The organism is Nonomuraea monospora, assembly GCF_039531895.1.
Lineage (GTDB): Bacteria > Actinomycetota > Actinomycetes > Streptosporangiales > Streptosporangiaceae > Nonomuraea > Nonomuraea monospora.
Genome location: NZ_BAAAQX010000004.1, coordinates 456,265 through 476,606, shown reverse-complemented (window position 1 = coordinate 476,606; position 20,342 = coordinate 456,265). Strand labels below are relative to the sequence as shown.

Genomic DNA, 20,342 nt, shown 5'->3' with positions numbered 1-20,342 from the left:
CCATCATTCCACGCTTGACGCATGTTAACAGACGTTGCTAGTGTTGCAACACTTGTTACGCTGTACGTAACAGATCGCGCCGAGAATGTCCCTCTCGACGAAGCTCTGAAACGGAGACCGAGCGACCCCCATGACCGACAGAGACGAACGACCGGTCGCGGGCGACGATCCGGCGCCCACCCCCTTCGCGCCCGCCGCGCCGGGCGAGGTGACGGTCTACCGCGACGCGTCGCTGATCGACGGGACGGGCGCGCCCGTCCGCCGCGCGATGGCGGTGGTGACCGACGGGGCGACGATCACGAAGGTCGTGCCGGACGCCGGGCTCGGCGCGTCCGACCTCGACGGCGCCGAGGTCGTCGACCTGGCGGGGGCCTTCCTCCTGCCGGGCCTCATCGACACTCACCAGCACCTGTCCACCCCGCCCAACCGCCGGCGGGCCGAGGACACGATGCGCCGCCAGCTCTACGGCGGCGTCACCGCGATCCGCGAGATGGCCGGCGACCTGCGGCAGATGGCCGACCTGGAGCGGGCCGCGCTGATCGGCGAGATCCCCGGCCCCGACGTGCACAACGCCGCCCTGATGGCCGGCCAGAGCTTCTTCGACGACCCGCGCACGTGGCAGGTCACCCAGGGCACGATCCCCGGCACGGCGCCGTGGATGCAGGCGGTCGGGGAGGACACCGACCTGGTCACCGCCGTCGCGCGGGCCCGCGGCACCGGCGCCGTGGCCATCAAGGTCTACGCCGACCTCGGGGCCTCGCTGATCGCCCGGATCACCGCCGAGGCGCACCGGCAGGGGATGCGGGTGTGGGCGCACGGGGCGGTGTTCCCCGCCCTGCCGGGTGACGTCGTGGCGGCCGGCGTGGACGTGGTGTCCCACGTCCACATGCTCGCCTACGAGCTCTCGGGCGTCCGGCCCGACACGTACCGGGGGCAGCGCGCCCACCTTCCGCAGGTCTACCGGCGGTTCCTGGACGCGCCGGTGGACGCGATCGACGGGCTGCTCGGCGAGATGCGGCGGCGCGGCACCGTCCTCGACGCCACGGCGAGCGTCGTCGGCAGAATCCCGCTCAGCCCGCCCGGCGCGGCCGAGATGGCGCACGACGTGGTCCGGCGGCTCATCGACCGCGCCCGCCACGTGGGCGTGGAGATCTGCGCCGGCACCGACTACGAGACCCCGCCGGACGACCCCTACCCCTCGCTGCACGACGAGCTCGACCACCTCGTCCACGCCATGGGAATGCCGCCCAGGGAGGTGGTCCGCGCGGCGACCCTGGGCGGAGCCGCCGCCCTGGGGCAGCGCGCCACGACGGGCAGCGTCGAGGCCGGGAAGCTGGCCAACCTGGTCGTCGTCGCCGCCGACCCGTACGAGGACATCGGCCATCTGCGCCGCGTCATCACCACGGTCAAGCGCGGGCGGCGCCATGACCGCGCCGATTACGACCTGCCTCGCGCAGGCGCCGTCGAGGAAGGGACGCGAGCATGAGCGTCGACATCACCGATCACATCGTCGTCAACGCGCTCGGCGTGCTGGACAACCCCAACGTCGCCGACACCGGCACGCTCGTCCAGACCAGCGACTCGCTGACCATCGACGCGCGTACGCTGGCCGACGCGCACGCCTCGGGCGTGACCGCGATCAACGTCACCCTCGGCTACACCATGGGCGACTTCGACCCCTACCCGCACACCCTGCGGGAGATCGAGACGTGGGACGCGATCATCGCCACCCACCACGAGCACCTGATGCGGATCGACACGGCCGCGGACATCGCCGAGGCCAAGCGCACCGGCAGGATCGGCATCATCTACGGATTCCAGAACGCCGCCGCGGTCGAGGACCGGCCAGAACGCGTCGCCACCTTCGCCCGCCAGGGTGTCCGGATCATCCAGCTCACCTACAACCAGGCGAACCAGATCGGCGACGGTTCGATGGCGCCGGGCAACAGGGGCCTGACGCCGCTCGGGCGGGAGGTCGTGGAGGCGCTCAACGAGCAGCGCGTCATGGTCGACCTGTCGCACAGCGGCGAGCGGACCTGCCTGGAGGCCGCGCGGCTCTCCCGGCAGCCCGTCTCGATCAACCACACCGGCTGCCGGGCGCTGGTCGACCTGCCGCGCAACAAGACCGACGAGGAGCTGCGGCTGGTCGCCTCGCAGGGCGGGTTCGTGGGCATCTACTTCATGCCGTTCCTCAACGCCTCCGGGCACGCCCGCGCCCGCGACGTGGTGGACCACATCGTGCACGCCGTGAACGTGTGCGGCGAGGACCACGTGGGCATCGGCACCGACGGGACGATCACCCCCATCGACGACCTGGACGCCTACCGGGCACGGCTCGCGGAGCATGTGGCGCTGCGCCGGCAGGCCGGGGCCTCCGCCGTCGGAGAGCGCAGCGACACCTTCCCGTTCGTCGTCGACCTGCGCGGGGTCGACCAGTTCCGGGAGCTGGCACGGCTGCTGGAGGAGCGCGGCTACTCCTCGACCAGGATCGAGAAGATCCTCGGCCGCAACTTCCGCGCCTACGCGGAGACGGTCTGGGGCGGCTGACCCTCGCCCTACCCCCTGGGCAGCGCCTCCTCTCCTCCCAACCCCCCCGACGGCAACAGGAACGGACGACGTGGACACTTACCGATTGACCGGATATCGAGCCGCGATGAGGCGGCCATGAGCGGCTCCCGGAACCGGCACGCGCCCGTCGCGGCGAGGCTGGTGTCCCGGAACCGGCGCGCGCTCGTCGCGGCGAGGCTGGTGTCCCGGAACCGGCGCGCGCTCGTCGCGGCGACGCTGGCCGTCCTCCTGCCGCTCGCGGCTTGCAGCGGCGGCGGACGCGACGACGGCAAGGCCACGGCCGGCGGCCAGGCCGCCGGGAAGCCGGGCTCGCAGACGTTCGGCGAGCTGCCGGCGGAGTCGGGCACGCCCAAGGACGGCGGATCCGTCGACATCGCGCAGCAGCCCGGGGCCGGGCCCTACTACATGCTGCCGATCGTGCCCGGCGCGTTCAACTCGACCTACGTGACCTACCAGTTCCAGCGGCTCATGTACCGGCCGCTCTACTGGTTCCCCGAAGGCGCCAGCCCCAAGGTCAACCCGGCTCTCAGCCTGGCCGAGCCGCCGGAGTTCACCGACGGCGACAGGACGGTGACCATCAAGCTGAAGCCGGGCTACACCTGGTCCGACGGCTCTCCTGTCGAGGCCGGCGACGTGGTCTTCTTCATCGACCTGCTGAAGGCGGCGCTGAGGAAGAACGCCGCCAACTGGGGCGGCTACACGCCCGGCCAGTTCCCCGACAACGTCACGAGCGTCAAGGCGACCTCGGCCGACACCGTCACGCTGAAGCTGTCGCAGGCCTACAACCCCGAGTGGTTCACCGCTGACGAGCTGACCTCGGTCGTGCCACTGCCCGCCAAGCAGTGGGCCCGCGCCTCGGCGGACGGGCCGCTGCTCGACCCGGGCGAGCCGAAGAACGCCGAGGCCATCTACACCTACCTCGACAAGGCCTCGCGCGATCCGGCCGGCTTCGCCACCGACCCGCTCTGGCAGACGGTGAACGGCCCGTACCGGCTCAGCGGCTTCGACGTGACCACGAACTTCTACTCGATGACCGCCAACGAGGCGTACACCGGCCCGCAGAAGCCTCGCATCAAGACGCTCAACTTCCGGCCGTTCACCTCCGAGACGGCGAAGTTCAACCAGCTTCTGAGCGGCAACCTGACGATGGCCACGGTGGACCAGAGCCACGTGGGCCAGGTGCAGGCGCTCAAGGCGGCCGGGTACAACGTCTACGGAGCGCCCCGGCTGGGCTTCAACTTCATCATGCTCAACTTCAAGGACACCACCGACAACGTCGACAAGATCCTCGGCCAGCTCTACGTCAGGCAGGCGCTGCAGCACCTGATCGACCAGCCCGGCTACATCGCCAGCAAGGGGATGTACAACGGCGCCGCGGCGGAGAGCTACGGCACGGCGCCCGCGAGCTCGCCGTACGCGTCGAAGGACGTCGCCACCGCGCCCTACCCCTACGACCCCCAGGCGGCGCGCAAGCTGCTGGAGGACCACGGGTGGAAGGTCGTGCCGAACGGCACCACGACGTGCGAACGCCCCGGCAGCGGGCCGTCGGAGTGCGGGGAGGGGATCCCGCAGGGCCAGGCGATCAAGTTCAACCTCTTCTACCGCAGCGAGCCGCAACTGCACAGCGCGGTCAGCACGGCGTTCGCCTCGGAGGCCCGCAAGCTGGGCATCGCGATCACGGTCGCGCCGAAGACGTTCAGCTTCCTGATCCAGAACTACAACGTGCCGGCGGCCCCGTCGAAGGCCGGCGAGTGGGCCATGTCCACCTGGGGCGGCTTCAGCACGACCCCGTACCCGACGATGACCGGGACGTTCGACTCCAAGGGGTCGGGCAACGTGGGCGCCTACAGCGACCCGGAGACCGACGAGCTGATCCGCGCCTCGGTGCACGGCGACGACCGTCAGGCCGTCCAGGCCGAGATCGAGCGGCTGCGGACCGAGCTGCCCGTGCTGTGGCTGCCGACCGCGCACACCATCTGGGCCTGGAAGAACACGCTGTCCGGCCCGCGGGACACGTTCGCCGCCCTGCCCACCACGGTGCTGACGCCGGAGTACTGGTACCTGCGCTAGCACCACGCAACGACAGGAAGGAGGGGCAGCGTGCTCCAGTTCGTGCTGCGACGGCTGGCGACGTCGGTCATCGTGGTCCTGGGCGTATCGGTGATCACCTTCATCATGCTGCACGGCATGTCCGGCTCGCCCGGCCGCGCGATCCTCGGCGTGCAGGCCAGTGCGGAGGCGGTGGCCGCCTTCGACCGGGAGCACGGCTACGACCGGTCGGTGATCGTGCAGTACTTCACCTACCTGGGCCAACTGCTGCACGGTGACCTCGGGTACTCGTACAAGCTGAACCAGAGCGTGAACGCGCTGCTGGCCGGGAACGCCGGGCGGACGGCGATGCTGGCCGGCACGGCCCTGGTCCTCGCGATCGCCGTCGCGGTGCCGCTGGGCGTCTACCAGGCGGTCAAGCGCAACAGCATCGGCGACAACGTGCTGACCACGCTCACCTTCATCGCCTACTCGATGCCCGTCTTCCTGCTGGCGATGCTGCTGATCCAGGTGTTCGCGCTGGGCCTGGGCATCCTGCCCGCGCAGGCTTCGCAGTCGAGCTCGACCTGGGTGATCTTCACCGAACCGCGCGCCATGCTGCTGCCGGTGCTGACGCTGACCGGCGTCACGGTCGCGCTGTACTCCCGCTATCAGCGCTCAGCGGCGCTGGACCAGCTCGCCCAGGACTACATCAGGGTGGCGCGGGCGAAAGGACTGTCGATGCGCCTGGTGCTGACCCGTCACCTGCTGCGCAACGCCTGTCTGCCGCTGGTGACGCTGATCGGCATGACCATCCCCCTGCTGCTCGCGGGCAACCTCGTGGTCGAGTCGGTCTTCAACTATCCGGGCCTCGGGCTGCTGTTCTTCAACGCCCTGAACAACCAGGACTATCCGGTGCTGCTCGGCTACACACTGGTCGCCGCGACCCTGACCGTCCTGGGCAACCTCCTGGCCGACCTGCTGGTCGCGGTCAGCGACCCGAGGACGCAGCGCGCATGACCGGGACGGCTGCCAAACCCGCCGCGCCGCGGGCCACCAGCGGATGGCGCCTGGCCCTCGGCTCCTTCGCGCAGAACCGGCTCGCCGTCGCCGGCGTGGGCATCATCGTCCTGCTCGCGCTGTTCTGCTTCGTCGGCCCGCACCTGTACGTCACCGAGCAGATCGCCGTCGACCCGGTGCACAGCCTGCTGCCGCCGGACGCCGAGCACCCGCTGGGCACCGACGCGCAGGGCTTCGACGTGCTCGGGCGGATCATGCGGGGCGGCCAGGCGTCGCTGCAGATCGGGCTGTTCGCGGCGCTCATCGCCACCGCGTTCGGCACGCTGTACGGCACCGTCGCGGGCCTGGCCGGCGGCGTCGTGGACGGGATCATGATGCGGGTGGTGGACACGCTGCTGTCGATCCCCTTCCTGTTCGTCGTGCTGATCGCCGCCACCCGGTTCAGCTCCTCGGTCCTGTCGCTCAGCCTGATCCTGGGGGCGTTCTCCTGGCTGGCGCCCGCCCGGCTGGTCAGGGCCGAGGTGCTCTCCCTGCGCTCGCGGGGGTTCGTCTCCGCCGCGACCGTGATGGGCGCGACCAGGCCGCGCATCATCGTCAGGCACCTGATCCCGAACGCGCTGGGCGTCGTGATCGTGAACATCACCTTCCAGGTGGCCGACGCGATCATCGCCGTCTCGCTGCTTGGCTTCCTCGGGTTCGGGCTCAACTATCCCGACGTCGAGTGGGGCACGCAGCTCTCCGACGGGGTGAGCCACCTGTTCGAGGGCGCCTGGTGGCTGATCTATCCGGTCGGGGGCTGCCTGGTGCTGATCGTCATGGCGTTCAACTTCGTCGGGGACGCGCTGCGCGACTCGATCGACGTACGGCTGAGGCGGCGCTGATGTCCGCCCGCACGGAAAGGGGCGAGTGATGCCCGACGACGGTGACGTTCTGGCCATCGAGCGCCTGTCCGCCGGCATCCGGCTGAGGAGGTCGACGGTCGAGGCCGTCAAGGCCGTCGACCTGAGCCTGCGCCGGGGCGAGACGCTCGGCCTGGTGGGCGAGTCGGGCAGCGGGAAGTCGATGACCGGCCTGTCGATCATGGGCCTGCTCCCGCCCGGCGGGCAGGTCACAGAAGGGTCGATCAAACTCGGCGGACGGGAGCTGACCGGCCTGCCCGAACGCGACTATCAGCGCGTCCGCGGCAACGAGATCGCCATGGTCTTCCAGGATCCGATGACCTCGCTCAACCCCACCAAGACCATCGGCGAGCAGGTCGCCGAGCCGGTCAGGCTGCACCGCGGCGCGAGCCCGAGGCATGCGCGCGAGCGGGCGCTGGAGATGCTGGCGCTGGTCGGGATCGCCCGTCCGGCCGAAAGGTACGGCGACTACCCGCACCAGCTCTCGGGCGGGCTCCGGCAGCGGGTGATGATCGCCATGGCCCTGTCCTGCGAGCCCAAGGTGCTGATCGCCGACGAGCCGACGACGGCGCTCGACGTGACCGTCCAGGCCCAGGTCCTGCGCCTGCTGCACGATCTGAAGGACCGCCTCGGGATGGCCATGCTGCTGATCACCCACGACATGGGGGTGATCGCGCGCTGGGCCGACCGGGTCAGCGTCATGTACGCCGGCGGCATCGTCGAGAGTGCCCCGACCGGCGACCTCTTCGAGGGGATGCGGCACCCGTACACGCAGGCGTTGCTGGCCTGCACGCCCCGGCTGACCCAGCAGCGCGAGCACACCCTGTACTCCATCCCCGGCCTCCCGCCCGACCTGGCCGACCCGCCGGCGGGCTGCCGGTTCGCCGCCCGCTGCGCGCACGCCACCGGCCGGTGCGGGAGCGAGGCGCCGCCGCTCGCCGACGCGAGCCCTGGGCATCTGCTCGCCTGCTGGCATCCGGTCGAAGGGCCGCTGGCGCCCGTGACCAGCCCTGCGGTGGCTGAGCAGCCGCGCGATGGGCAGCCCGGGGAGCCGGTGCTGGCCGTCGGCGACCTCGTGAAGGAGTACGGCGTGCCGCGCCGCCTTCCGCTGCTCGGTCCCGCGCGCAGCGTCAAGGCCGTGTCCGGGGTGTCGTTCGAGGTCCGGCCAGGCCAGACCTTCGGGCTGGTCGGCGAGAGCGGCTGCGGCAAGAGCACCCTGGCCAAGATGATCGTCGCGCTGGAGCGGCCCTCCTCGGGCAGCGTCACCGCCCTGGGCGGCAAGCTGAACGAGCTGCGCGGGCGGAGCCTGCGCCGGCATCGGCGCAACCTGCAGATGATGTTCCAGGACCCGCTCGACGCGCTCGACCCGCGCATGCGCGTCGGCGCCATCCTGCGCGAGCCGTTCGAGGCGCAGGGCATCGGGACCGCCGATGAGCAACTGGAGGCCATCAGGGAGCTGCTCGACGAGGTGGGGCTGCCGCACAGCGTGCTGGAACGCCATCCGCACGAGTTCTCCGGCGGTCAGCGGCAGCGCATCGCGCTGGCCCGGGCGCTGGCGGTCAACCCGCGGGTGATCGTGGCGGACGAGCCGGTGAGCGCGCTGGACGTGTCGATCCGTTCGCAGGTGCTCAACCTGATGAAGAGGCTGCAGGCCAAACACGATCTCACCTACGTCGTGATATCTCACGATCTGACCGTGGTGCGGTATCTGGCGGACACCGTCGGAGTGATGTACCTGGGCAAGCTCGTCGAAGTCGGGTCGGCGGACGACATCTACCTCCGTCCCGCGCACCCTTACACCGCGAGCCTGATCGCCGCCATCCCGGTGCCGGACCCCGCCGCGGCCGAGGCCGCCGACCCGATGGACATCGGCTCGGAGCTGCCCAGCCCGCTCGACCCGCCGTCGGGGTGCCGCTTCCGTACCCGCTGCCCGCGGGCGCGGGCGCGGTGTGCCGAGGAGGAGCCGGTGCTGCTCGGGTTCGATCCGGGGCACTCGGCGGCGTGCCACTTCCCGCTCAGGGAACCGCAGGCGTCGGCGCGGCCCTGATCTCGTGCGCGATGCCGAGCCGGCCGGGCAGATCGCCTGCGGCGCAGGCGCGCCGGTATCGTGCCGCCATGCGGTTGTTGATCACGTCCCTCATGATCGTCTTATCCGCGTGCGGCGCAGGCGCCCCCGCCTCGCCCCAGCCCGACCCCGCAGCCGCGAGCGCGTCCGACTGCCCCGCCGAGACCTCACCGCAACGCGACAAGCTCCACGTGCCCGCTCGCGACGGCTGGCGGCTGGTCGGCACCTTCCCCGAAGGGGAGATCAACGACATCGCGGCCACACGCGACGGCACGCTCTGGGCGATCGGCTCCCGCGAGGCCAGGCGTGCCGAGGCTCCGGAGGCGGGCCGGTCCGAGTGCAGCCGCCAGGGCGTGGTCCTGAAGTACAGCGCCAAGGACGCGGACCGGCCCGAAGCGGAGATCGCCGGGCCCGGCTGCGCGGAAGACCTTGCCCACGGGGCGGTCGCGGCGTCCGGGGAGCTCTGGGTGGCCGGGTCCGCGCCTTCCGAGTCGAAGACCGCGGCCTGCGTCGCCCGCTGGACAGGCCGCGACTGGCGGGAGTACCCGCTGGAGTTTCAGCCGGAGGACCTGGCCGTCACCGGCGACGAGGCCTGGGTCGTCCGACCGGCCGATTCGCCGCCGATCGTCACCCAGGTGACGCCCGCGGGGAGCCGCGCGCATCGGCTCAAGATGACGCCGATGGCGGTGGCGGCCCTCAGCCCCACCTCGGTGTGGGTGGCCGGGGTGCATCCGCGCGCCGACAAGATCATGATCAGCCACTGGGACGGCCGGGCCTGGCAGGCCGTCCCCTCTCCCGCGCCGGACATCAGGGCGGGCGTGCGGCCCGACGAGTTCGAGTCCCTTGGGGTGTCCGACCTGCTGGTTCTCGGCCCGCGCGACATCTGGCTGGACGTCACGGCCGGGGTCCATCCGCTTGACTCCGACGGCGACAACGACCTCACGTTCACGAAGGAGCTGCTGGCGCACTGGGACGGTTCCTCGTGGTCCTGGTCATGGCAGCCGGGCAGGCGCCGGCTGAGCACCATGCCGGAGCTCGGCTCCGACGGCCGGGGCGGGGTCTGGCTGTCCGGGCTCGGCATCTATGACGGTCCTGACGAGATCGCGCACGTCTCGGGCGGCCGTTGGACGCCGATCACGCTGCCCGGAGACCTGGCCGGCGGCGACGTGGTCACCATGCGTCCGGGCACGAGCAGGGCATGGGTGGCCGGGTACCTGGCCGTCGATCGGGACGTCGACAACATGGAGGGGAACCAGATTTCCGCCCTCTGGACGACAGACGGAACTGTCTCGCCGTGAATGGCGGAACTCCGCAGCTTGGTTCGCAACACATCAGTAACAGTTCGTCGAGCTGCCCTGGTCGACCACCGAAGTCGGCGACACGCTATTCGTCATTCCTGAGAACGAGCGTCCGCCATTGAATGTTAGCGCTAACACTCGGCGGCCGGCATGAAGTCACCTGGCCGGCGAAGAGCCAACGCTCACAAGCGAAAGGAAAACGGGCAATGACACCGTCCGAGAAGCCGGGAGTGAGCCGCCGCACATTCGTACGAGCATCAGCCCTCGGTTTGGCGGTGGCCGCGACGGCCGAGCCTCTTCCGGCGGATGCCGGGGTCAAGGAGCCGGCCGCGATCCCGTACGTCGGCGCGGGAAGCAACACCGCGGTCAGGCCGTTCGCGCTGCGGGAGGTACGCCTGAACGCCGGCCTGTTGCAGGAGAAGCGGGACCGGATGAAGGCGTTCCTGCAGGCGTACGACGAACGCCGTTTCCTCATGCTCTTCAACGACCAGGCCGGCCGCCCGAACCCGCCTGGCCTGCAACTGCCCGGCGGCTGGGAGAACGGCGGGCTGCTGAGCGGGCACTGGGCCGGCCACTACCTGAGCGCCCTCGCCCAGGCCTACGCCGACCAGGGCGAGCAGGTCTTCAAGGACAAGCTGGACTGGATGGTCGACGAGCTGGCCGCGTGCCAGGCCGCCATCACCGCGCGGATGGACGCCCCCGGCGGGGGCGACGAGCCGGAGGAGCCCGTCATCGGCCGGGTCGAGGGACGCTTCGGCAACGGGTTGCGCCTCAACGGCGGCAGCACCGCGGAGCATCTGCGGCTTCCGCAGGAAGCGGTGTCCCAGCTCACCGACTTCACGATCGCCGCCTGGGTCAACCTCGCCGCGGCACAGAGCTGGAGCAGGGTCTTCGACTTCGGTCAGAACACCACGGTGAACATGTTCCTGACGGCCCGTTCCGGTGCGTCCGGCAATCCGCCGCGGTTCGCCATCACCGTCGGAGGCAGCGGCCAGGAGCAGCAGATCACGGGCACGTCCGCCCTGCCGACCGGGCAGTGGACGCACCTCGCCGTCACACTCGCGGGCTCGGTCGGAACGCTGTACGTCAACGGCGCGGCGGTGGCGGCGAACACCGGCATGACGCTCAACCCGACCAGCCTCGGCGTCCCCGGCAACATCTGGATCGGCCGGTCCCAGTACGGAGACCCGCTCCTCGACGCGACCATCGACGAGTTCCACATCTTCGACCGGGCACTCAGCGCGGCAGAGATCCAGTCGCTGACGGATTCCGCCGCGGGGTCCACGGGCGGCGGGAACATCGCCTGGTACCGCTTCGACGAGGAAGGCGGGGCGACCGCGCTCGACTCGTCGCCCAACGGGCGTGACGCCGGAATCGTCCCGGTCACGCAGGGAGGCGGCGCGTTATGGGTGCCCACCCATCCCGGCTATCTCGGGGCAATCCCGGAGGACGCCGTGATCCGGCTGGGGCCGCCGCGGTTCGCCGTCTACGGCAGCAACCTCGACACGAACGTCTGGGCGCCCTGGTACACCCAGCACAAGATCATGCGGGGTCTGCTGGACGCCTACTACCTGACCGGCAACGAGCAGGCGCGCGAAGTCGTCATCAAGATGGCGGAGTGGGCGCACCTCGCCCTGACCGTCGGCGACAAGAATCACCCGCAGTACCAGGGACCCATCACGCGCAGCGACCTCAACCTCATGTGGGACACCTACATCGCCGGCGAGTACGGCGGCGCCAACGAGGTGTTCCCGGAGATCCACGCCCTGACCGGCGACGCCAGGCACCTCGACACGGCGAAGCTCTTCGACAACCGGGAGTCCCTCTTCGGCGCCTGCGTCGAGAACCGGGACATCCTCGTGGTGACCGACCCCGCCGACCTCGGACGGCGTCGCCCGGCCCGCCTGCACGTCAACCAGCACGTCCCCAACTTCGTCGGCTACCTGCGGATCTTCGAGCAGGGCGGCGGCCAGGACTACTTCCGGGCGGCTGAGAACTTCTACGGCATGATCGTCCCGCACCGCATGTTCTCGCACGGGGGAACCGGCGGAAACTACCCGGGCTCCAACAACAACATCGAGATGTTCCAGAACCGGGACAACATCGCCAACGCGATCGCCCAGGGCGGCGCGGAGACCTGCTCCATCTACAACGTGTCCAAGCTGGCCCGCAACCTCTTCTTCCACACGCAGGACCCGGCCTACCTGGACTACTACGAGCGGGCCGTCCTCAACCAGATCGCCGGTTCCCGAGCCGACACGGCCACCACGGCCAACCCGCAGGTGACCTACTTCCAGCCCCTGACGCCGGGCGCGAACAGGTCGTACGGCAACACCGGCACCTGCTGCGGCGGGACAGGGCTGGAGAACCACACCAAGTACCAGGAAAGCGTCTACTTCAAGTCCGCCGACGGCTCGGCCCTCTGGGTCAACCTCTTCGTGCCGTCGGCCGTGACCTGGGCGGAGAAGGGCTTCGTCGTGACGCAGGAGACGAGCTTCCCGCGCGAGGCCAGGACGAAGCTCACCGTCAACGGCCGCGGCGCCCTCGCCATCAAGCTGCGGGTCCCCGAATGGGCCCGCAACGGTTACACCGTGCGGATCAACGGAACCAGGGCGCCGCTGCGCGCCGCGCGGCCCGGCACGTACGTGACGCTGCGTCGCGTCTGGCGCCCCGGGGACGTCATCGACGTCTCGATGCCGTTCAGCATCCGGATCGAGCGCGCCATCGACCGGCCCGACACGCAGTCCGTCATGTGGGGCCCGCTGCTCATGCCGATCGTCGGCGACCCCGGCGGCGGCAGCTACCGCGAGCTGTCGCTCTACCGGCATCTCAAGCGGGACGGCGACTACTCGCGGGCGGCCATCACACCGGCGGGCACGAGCGCGGCAGGAGACCCGATCTTCACGACGCACGGCTTCACCCTGCGCCCCTGGTACGTCGGGGACGCCCAGGCCCACTCCGCCTACTTCCGCCGGGTGGAGCCGCGGATCGTGTTCGGGAGCATCGACTCCGGGGTTGCGAACGTGAAACGCGACGACGGGCTGCCCAGGTACGACGTTCCGGTCAGTGGGATTCCGTCGCCCGGCACCGATGGTCTGACGTTCCTCGACGTCGTCTGGGATCAGGCGCCGTTCGTGACCCACGGGGCGTTCGTGGCCACGGTCGCCAGGACGGCGGGGGAGTTCGTGGCGGCGGGGCGGCTGACCGATGAGCAGAGGGACGCGGTGGTGGCCGCCGCCGCGGGCGCGCGCAGGGAGCTGACGCCGGAGCCGTAGAGCGTGGATCGCCGACGTCGCAGATCGGTTCCTGAGCACGACCCGCTTGCCGCGTTCGTCGCCTCGACGTCGCAAGGTGACGCTCGAGCGCGTGTAGGCGATGACGGTTCCGCGTCGTTCAGCGTGTGCGCTTTTCGGCTCGTCGGGTCAGCAGCAGGCCGATCGCCATGCCGGTGCCGCAGAGGACGAACGGCCAGCCGTAAGGGCGGCGGGGTGTCCACTGGTCGAGTGTGATCGCGATGCCCGACAGGAGGGTGGCCGCGGTGAGTGCCCAGCTCGCGAGGTGAACGACTCGGCGAGGCCGGCGTGAGGTCAGGCTCCAGGCCAGTACGAGGGCCATGAGCAGGCCGGGCCAGGCGAAGACGGCATGGCTCCAGACGGAGGCATCACCGATGAGGGCGTGCCTGAGTGGACCGTCGAGGAGCAGATTGAGCAGCGAGGCCGGGAAGGTCAGCACCGTCATCAGGATCCAGCCGTACGTGTAGTCGCCCAGATGGCCGTTGATCGTTGCCCAGGTGAGGACGGCGATGGCGGTCACGTACGAGATGATCGTGAGCGACACCGGGCCGCGAGTGGACGTCGCGGTGTGATGCAGCAGGTGGGTCATGTGCCCTCTTCGTGATGTGGTGTCGTCCTGCGGTGCGCCATCGCGGGTGTCGGCGTAGCTGATCTCCGCGTGGACAGGCGGTGCGTCAGCATCGATGCACTCCCCGTTATCACCCCGATGACTCTATGTGCCCGTGCGTGTATGAGGGGGATTACGCCCTCGTTCAATGCCGGTATGGCATGGCCGGGGCCGCGGCGGTGAGGCCCTCATTCCCCTCGTGCGGTTCGAGCCGTCGAATGCATGTATTCGTGAAGAATGCCGCCGATCGACTCCATGGCGTACAATCCAGCATCTGTTACACCCATACCCTCAAGTCGTAACATTGCGGGCATATCGGGCAAAGCTGAAACAGAATCTCATACTGTTCTCTGATTCACATCCAAGAGACGGAATATCCGCTAGTCTCCCGCTTCATTCGGTCGACTAGTGACACGGTGAGCGCGAATGCCCCCACACCCCGACGAAGCGTTTGCCCAAGGCTGGCAGGATGCCTCTCGCCTACGCGGCGATGTTCTCGCAGGTCGCGCGCTACCCGAGTTCTCCGCCGGCAATGTGCGACTGTATCCCGATGAGGTGTTGCACGGTAACGCTCCACTCGCCCACGAGGTCTGGTGCGCGATGGACGTCACATATCAGCGCACCGGCGTGTCGCTCGGACCGCCGGTCGCGATGGCGGTCGGGCTCGCCGCCAGCCTGATCGGCAACTCCGTCCGCCGGTCGAGGGCCGAGCGGCAGGCCATGCATCAATGGCGGTGGCTCGGCTGGGCTCCCACCTTGGTGACCAACTACCGCGTGCTGGCTCACCTGGACAGCCGCTGGTACAGCTGGTCACTCGACTCCATCATGGAGCTGTGGCCGTCCCCGGGTAGCTACTCGTTCGCGATCCTGCTCGACGGTGAGAACCCCCTTCGCGTTTCCGGCCCGTGGGCGCCATGGCACTGTGTGGTCCTCGCCTACCTGCTCTACGGGCCGGACTATCTCGCCGGGCATGCGGAGTTCCAGGCGATGGGCCCCTCGGCTCAGGTGCGGCAGGAGAGGGAGCGCTCGACGTGACCGGCGTGCCGCCCATCAACTTCCGCGCGCACGCCCTGCGCCAGAACGACGCAGGCGGCCGTGACGAGTTCGAGCAGATGCTCGGACTGCTGGTGCACGCCATCACCGGCCTCCAAACACGCATCCCCGAGGCCAGAGGCGGCGACTGGGGCATCGACGCCCTCGTCGGCGACCTCAACGGACGCGTGTCGATCTGGCAGGCCAAGTACTACATGGACGGCTTCACCACTCAGCATCGAAGTGAGGTGAACAAATCCTTCCAGTCCGCGCTGAATGCGGCCGGCGACCACGGGCACACCATCGACAGATGGACGCTCTGCATCCCGCGCAACATGCCACCGGCCTCGGTCAAGTGGTGGCATGACTGGAGCGCCAGGCAGCAGGCCGCCACCGGTATCGTCATCGACCTCTGGGACGACAACGAACTGCGCTCACTCCTGGCGCGGCCAGAGGCCGATCACATCCGCCACCTGTACTACGACCCCTACCGCCCGGCGACGGAAGCCCCCGAGCTGCCGGTCGCCTCTGCCCTGCTGAATGAGGACGAGGCGTGGCGTGCTGGTGCGGTCGCCGCCGGCTACCTGTTGCACGAGGACGCCAGAGAAATCCTGGCCGCCGACCGCTCATGGGCGTGGCGTGAGGCCACCGCTGACCGCATTCAGCCGCCGGGACTTCACGTGATGCTCCGGCAGGTCCGGATATTTCGTGACTCGGTAGCCGGGAGTGCGCGACGGGACGGGCTGATCGCCCAAGCAGCACTGCTCGACGAGCTGCGTAACGCGCGCGGGCTGCCGCGCAAAGCCGAGATGCGGCGCGACGGCGACGGCTCGATGACTCTGGCCACCACCCGCCCGGACGGTCCGCTCTGGCGCGATGTGTTCGGCCCTGTGCCGTCCACGCCTCCCTCTTCCCCGGCGATCTCCCCGCTGGGGAGCAGCGCGCCGCTCGACCGGCTGAGCACCGCGGCCGTGGTGGCCACTGCTGCCGTACTCTGCGACACGCTGCATGAGCTGCACCGTCGCGGCCACGCGCACCGCGCGCTCAGCCCCGACACCGTCGTCCTGCGCGGCGGCAGACACCAGGGCGTCCCGCGAGACCTCGGCCTGACCGCGCTCCCGCCAGTACCCGGAGAAGGGCACGCCCCCTACCAGGCTCCTGAACAGCACCGCCCCGCACTCGCCGCGCTCCCGCCCGGCCCACGCACCGACGTGTACCAGGTCGCCTCCCTGATCCATCACACCGTCTCAGGCTTGCCCGGCGCGGCGCTGCCCCTCCGCGCCGTGCTGCCGGAGATTCCGCCTCGACTGGAGGAAGCCCTGGCCCGCGCCCTTGACCCGGATCCCAGGCGGCGTCCCGGCGATATCCGGGCCTTGGGCGCCGAGCTCAGGAATGTACGCGGCGAGCTCTCGGGTGGAGGCAGGCGATGACCACCGTCCCTGTGTTTCTCACCCGGGCGGTGGCCGTGGTCCCTTCGCAGAAGGTGTACGCCAAGCTCGCACCTGACCTGCATCCGTTCGGGCTGGTACAGGAGATGAGCGAGCTGGCGCACGCGGGCGCGTTGCCGGCCCGGGTGGACGAAGGGCGGCTGGCCGTCTACACGAGCAGGCACGTCGCCTGGCTCTATCCGAGCGCCCACGGCGACGCCTACAGCCTGGGTGGCGCTGCCCCGCGCCGGTTCAGGGACGAGGAACGCCTGGTCGAGGCGGCTCTGCTGCTGCGCTGCCAGTATGGCTGGCACGCATTCCACCATGTGCGTGACGTACGGCCTGGCATGTCCGCCCACTGGGACCTGTTGCGCCGTTCCTGGGCCCAGGCCGAGGCGCCCTCGGCCTCGCCCGCGCCGCTCCCGCCCCAGCATGCCTTCTACCTGGACCTGATGAGCCAGGTGATCGAGGCCGGCCGGGACATCGAGGTCAACCGGCAGCACGACGCCGAACCACTCCTCTACCGGAACAAGGCCAGCGCCAGAGAGCAACGTCACTCGGTCAGAGACGTCTACACCTTCCACCTCCTGCGGCCGGTGGACGTGGCCGATGGGGCGGTGCTCTACCTGCGGGACCGCCCGGAGCTGCGCGGCAGGGTGATCAGGATCAAGGGCACCGAGATCACCATCCGATTCGAGCAGGCCGTTGACTACTCCCGCATCCCAGCAAGCGGCGCACTGATGGCGATGCCCAGCGACAGGATCTATCGTGCCCAGGCCGACGCCGTGGCACGGCTGCGCGAGGGCCGATCCGTGAACCGCGGGCTGCTCCACCAGCTCGTCGAGCGCCGGGTGGCGTCATACCGACCGGACCCGCAGACGCGGCCACGCGAACAGCTGGACGAGGGCAGCGGCCAGCTCGCCGCCTTTCAGCGGGCCCTGACCGTTCCCGACCTGCTGCTGGTGCTCGGTCCGCCGGGCACCGGCAAGACGAGGACGATCGCGCAGATCGTCGCGGCGTGCGCGGGCCGCCAGCGAGTGCTCGTGACCTCGCACACCAACCGCGCTGTGGACAACGTCCTGGAGAAGCTGCCCGAGGACGTCTTCACCGTCAGGATCGGCAACGAGGACAAGATGAGCGCCCATGCCAGGGGTCTGATGGTGGAGAACCGCGTCCAGCAGGAGCAGCGCCGGGTGTTGGCCGCGACCGAGGGGACTGCTGCCGCGCTCGCCTCCTTCACCGGAGCGGGCTCTCCTGCGGCGCGCTGGTTGTCGTATCTGGCGCAGTGCCTGGACGGAGCCTCGGCCACCGACAGGGAGTTCACGCGTCTCCTCGGTGCGCGAAAGGAGGCTGTGGCCCGCGTGACCGCCGCACTCGCCGGACCCTTGCGCGAAGCAGAGCACGAAACGGCCAGAACCCGTACGGTGGCCGCCGAACTCGACGGTCTCTGCCGCCGGGCACGTACCCGGCACGAAGCCGCTGCGGCCAGGGCGCAGTCCGGTGCGCTCGCCTTCCTGTTCCGCTGGCTGACCAACCGGCGGGCGGGCAGACTCAGGACCGCGGAGCAGGCGCTCGGCGAGGCCGAGGCGAGGTCGGCCGTCGCCGCCGCGACGCTCGCCGCGCTCAACAAGCAGGCGGAGCAGCTGATCGCGGGCGATCGTCAGATCGGCGAGCTGGCCGACGCCGCCGACAAGGCGCGCGAAGAGCTGCATCGCGAGCTGACCGCGGCCGAACGTGCCTCCGCCATGCTCCGCGCCATGATCAGTCCGTGGCTGCCGCTGGACCCGCTCGGGCCCGGTCATGACGTGGCCTGCTGGCAGGCCGAGCGGACCCGGCTGGAGAAGGCGGTGGTCACCCTGGCCACCAGGGCGTCCCTGCTGTCCGATTGGCGTGCGGGGATCAGCGAGACAAGCGAGGAACTGCAGCGCGAGATGGTCCGCTACGCCACCGTCGTGGGCGCCACCTGCATCGGCACCGCGACCGCGCCACTCTTGGCCGATCTGGAGTTCGACCTGGTCATCGTGGACGAGGCAGGCCAGATCTCCACCCCGAACCTCCTCGTCCCCCTGGTACGCGGCAGACGGGCGCTACTCGTCGGCGACCACCATCAGCTGCCGCCCTATCTCGACGAGGAAGTCCGCGACTGGGCCGAGAGCCTGCGCGCCGACGCCGAGCTCGGGCAGGAGGCGATCAACAGCATCGGTGACATCTTGCGGCGCAGCGCCTTCGAGCAGTTGTACGGCACGCTGCCGGCCGACAACCAGATCATGCTGCGACTGCAGCGGCGCATGCCACGCGAGATCGCCGACTTCATCTCCGCGGCCTTCTACGGCGGCATCCTGCAGACCAACCATCCCGGCGGCGGGCAGGACCCCATTTTCTCCAGCCCCTTCGCCATGATCGATACGTCTGATCTGCCCTCCGCGCAGCGGCGCGAAGGGTCGCCTCCCGGAGACAAGAAGAGCTACCGGAACGAGGCTGAGGCGGGCCTGATCGCTCGGCTGGTCACGGCGTACGCGCCCCGCTACAAAGACTGGGCGGTCATCGTGCCCTACAAAGCACAGGCCGAACTCATCCGCGCCAAGCTCGGCGCCCGGGCGGACGTGGCCGAGCACATCGACACAGTGGACTCCTTCCAGGGCGGTGAGCGAGACCTCATCGTGTACGGGTTCACCCGCAGCAACGACCAGCGAAGGATCGGCTTCCTCAAAGAGCTGCGCCGCCTGAACGTGGCCATCTCCAGGGCGCGCGCTCAGCTCATCGTCGTCGGCGACGCGACAACGCTGAGCCAAGCGCGGGAGAAAGAGTTCGCCCAGGTGATGAAGGCCATGCTCGCTCATCTGGCACGAGTGGGCGACATACGGCCTTCGCGCGAGGCGGGCCGGTTGATCGACTCCCTCGAGGAGGCATGAGGATCGTGGCCAGGCATGTCATCTACCCGGCCAGGCGAGCGGTCGAGGACGCTGTGAGCCGCCCCGGGACGCACCCGCTACGGCTGTTCGCCGTGTTGTGGCCGATGTGGCAGGTGGAGGTCACCGCCGACCTGTACGAGGAGCAGGCGTACGAGGTCATCGACCGCTACCTCATCCGGGCGATCGCCGACGGCGGGATCACCACGCCCTCCGAGCTGAGCGGCTTCTTCGGCCTCGATCCATCGCTCGTCGAACGTTGCCTGCACTTCCTCACCGTCATCGGCCACCTGTGGGCGGACGGCGAACGTGTCGGGCTCACCGACCTGGGTGTGCGCTCGCATCGTGACGGTGTCCGTTATGCACTGCGCAAGGAGAGCCGGAGAAAGCTGCTGTTCGAGCGGTTCACGGGCAGGCCGCTACCGAGGTCTCACTACGACGGATCGATCAGGGTGCTCGACACGCCCACGGTCAGCAAAGAGGAGGTGGCCGACGGCACACTGTTCCGCCCGCTGTTCGCACCGGCCGCGTTCGACGAACGGCTCGTCCTGGAGCTGGCGGCGCGACGCGACCGTGCCGCGTACAACCTGCCCGCCCAACTCCGCGAGATCAGGGATCTGCGACCGCAGGACGCGTACCTGCCCTCCTACGTCATCGAGACGGCCGGCGGCGGGCTGATGGGATACACGGCCGTGGCCGGCGAGCGCGACACCTTCCTTGAGGAGGTGCTCGCCCTGGTGCCCGAGGCGCGCGCCCGCGTCGAGGCCGAGACACGCCTGGACGAACGGCGGCTCTGGCAGGAGTGGCTGGCCGACAGCGGGCTGGGGCACGGTTCCCTTCAGCGGGCGCCGTACGGAGGGTGGCGGGTCGTGCTGCCCGCGAAGGCGTACGGCAGGAGCGGCAAGCTGCCGCTGAGCCGGGTGGGCTCGTTCCAGCTGCGGAGGAACCATTTCCTCCAGTTGTGGTGCCAGGACGGGCGGCTACGCCGCAGCGCGGCATGCGAGCGTGCGCTGGGCATGGCGAGGCAGCGCGAGGTCCGGACCCAGGCCGATCTGGTACGGCGATTGGACGCTCTGGCCGCGCAACTGGAGACAGACGGGCTCACACTGGCCTCCTTACGCGGCTACGCGGAGCAGAACGATCTACGCGAGCGCCTCGCGCACCTCGACGCCCTTGAATGACCACCGCCTCGCGGG

The 20,342-nt window shown here is 69.8% G+C and carries 13 protein-coding genes; 12 read left to right on the top strand and 1 reads right to left on the bottom strand.

All coding sequences use genetic code 11. The annotated features are described in order from the left end of the window. Positions 1–130 precede the first annotated feature (130 nt). The 8 genes from ABD331_RS11115 (at position 131) to ABD331_RS11080 (ending at position 13,153) form a co-directional block, all read left to right on the top strand. Positions 131–1,486: an amidohydrolase family protein gene (locus ABD331_RS11115; protein ID WP_344473332.1), complete on the top strand. Its 1,356-nt coding sequence runs from the start codon at positions 131–133 to the stop codon at positions 1,484–1,486. After that, on the top strand, positions 1,483–2,547 hold the full coding sequence (locus ABD331_RS11110) for a dipeptidase (RefSeq protein ID WP_344473330.1): 1,065 nt from the start codon (positions 1,483–1,485) through the stop codon (positions 2,545–2,547). The genes ABD331_RS11115 and ABD331_RS11110 overlap by 4 nt, the downstream gene beginning before the upstream one ends. Before the next feature lie 117 nt (positions 2,548–2,664). Then, positions 2,665–4,638: an ABC transporter substrate-binding protein gene (locus ABD331_RS11105; RefSeq protein ID WP_344473328.1), complete on the top strand. Its 1,974-nt coding sequence runs from the start codon at positions 2,665–2,667 to the stop codon at positions 4,636–4,638. 30 nt (positions 4,639–4,668) lie between these two features. Further along, positions 4,669–5,616 carry an ABC transporter permease gene (locus ABD331_RS11100; RefSeq protein ID WP_344473326.1) on the top strand — a complete coding sequence of 316 codons (948 nt, stop codon included), beginning with the start codon at positions 4,669–4,671 and terminating at the stop codon, positions 5,614–5,616. Next, the gene (locus ABD331_RS11095) at positions 5,613–6,497 is read left to right on the top strand and encodes an ABC transporter permease (protein WP_344473324.1); all 885 of its coding nucleotides are present in this window, start codon (positions 5,613–5,615) and stop codon (positions 6,495–6,497) included. Before ABD331_RS11100 ends, ABD331_RS11095 begins: the two co-directional genes overlap by 4 nt. Positions 6,498–6,525: 28 nt before the next feature. Then, a complete protein-coding gene (locus ABD331_RS11090) occupies positions 6,526–8,562 on the top strand; it encodes a dipeptide ABC transporter ATP-binding protein (protein ID WP_344473322.1) in 2,037 nt (678 codons plus the stop codon). Positions 8,563–8,630: 68 nt separating this feature from the next. After that, complete coding sequence (locus tag ABD331_RS11085; protein ID WP_344473320.1) at positions 8,631–9,878, top strand: hypothetical protein; 1,248 nt, start codon at positions 8,631–8,633, stop codon at positions 9,876–9,878. A 230-nt stretch (positions 9,879–10,108) separates the two neighbouring features. Next, positions 10,109–13,153: a beta-L-arabinofuranosidase domain-containing protein gene (locus ABD331_RS11080; RefSeq protein WP_344473318.1), complete on the top strand. Its 3,045-nt coding sequence runs from the start codon at positions 10,109–10,111 to the stop codon at positions 13,151–13,153. A 118-nt stretch (positions 13,154–13,271) separates the two neighbouring features. Here ABD331_RS11080 and ABD331_RS11075 read toward each other — a convergent pair whose 3' ends face one another. Beyond that, entirely contained in the window at positions 13,272–13,691 is a 420-nt protein-coding gene (locus tag ABD331_RS11075; RefSeq protein WP_344473316.1) for a hypothetical protein, read from the bottom strand. Between the two features lie 687 nt (positions 13,692–14,378). Here ABD331_RS11075 and ABD331_RS11070 point away from each other — a divergent pair. From ABD331_RS11070 to ABD331_RS11055, 4 genes are read left to right on the top strand one after another with little or no spacing between them, the layout of a single operon-like run. Then, complete coding sequence (locus ABD331_RS11070) at positions 14,379–14,813, top strand: hypothetical protein (protein ID WP_344473315.1); 435 nt, start codon at positions 14,379–14,381, stop codon at positions 14,811–14,813. Further along, positions 14,810–16,240: a serine/threonine-protein kinase gene (locus tag ABD331_RS11065; RefSeq protein WP_344473313.1), complete on the top strand. Its 1,431-nt coding sequence runs from the start codon at positions 14,810–14,812 to the stop codon at positions 16,238–16,240. The genes ABD331_RS11070 and ABD331_RS11065 overlap by 4 nt, the downstream gene beginning before the upstream one ends. Next, a complete protein-coding gene (locus ABD331_RS11060; RefSeq protein WP_344473311.1) occupies positions 16,237–19,149 on the top strand; it encodes a DEAD/DEAH box helicase in 2,913 nt (970 codons plus the stop codon). The genes ABD331_RS11065 and ABD331_RS11060 overlap by 4 nt, the downstream gene beginning before the upstream one ends. Further along, a complete protein-coding gene (locus ABD331_RS11055; RefSeq protein WP_344473310.1) occupies positions 19,146–20,327 on the top strand; it encodes a hypothetical protein in 1,182 nt (393 codons plus the stop codon). Before ABD331_RS11060 ends, ABD331_RS11055 begins: the two co-directional genes overlap by 4 nt. The last annotated feature ends 15 nt before the right edge of the window (positions 20,328–20,342 follow it).

Coding starts and splice junctions, on each gene's coding strand:
- ABD331_RS11115 (WP_344473332.1), top strand. CDS start 131: ATGACCGACAGAGACGAACGACCGGTCGCGGGCGACGATCCGGCGCCC.
- ABD331_RS11110 (WP_344473330.1), top strand. CDS start 1,483: ATGAGCGTCGACATCACCGATCACATCGTCGTCAACGCGCTCGGCGTG.
- ABD331_RS11105 (WP_344473328.1), top strand. CDS start 2,665: ATGAGCGGCTCCCGGAACCGGCACGCGCCCGTCGCGGCGAGGCTGGTG.
- ABD331_RS11095 (WP_344473324.1), top strand. CDS start 5,613: ATGACCGGGACGGCTGCCAAACCCGCCGCGCCGCGGGCCACCAGCGGA.
- ABD331_RS11090 (WP_344473322.1), top strand. CDS start 6,526: ATGCCCGACGACGGTGACGTTCTGGCCATCGAGCGCCTGTCCGCCGGC.
- ABD331_RS11085 (WP_344473320.1), top strand. CDS start 8,631: ATGCGGTTGTTGATCACGTCCCTCATGATCGTCTTATCCGCGTGCGGC.
- ABD331_RS11070 (WP_344473315.1), top strand. CDS start 14,379: ATGGACGTCACATATCAGCGCACCGGCGTGTCGCTCGGACCGCCGGTC.
- ABD331_RS11060 (WP_344473311.1), top strand. CDS start 16,237: ATGACCACCGTCCCTGTGTTTCTCACCCGGGCGGTGGCCGTGGTCCCT.
- ABD331_RS11055 (WP_344473310.1), top strand. CDS start 19,146: ATGAGGATCGTGGCCAGGCATGTCATCTACCCGGCCAGGCGAGCGGTC.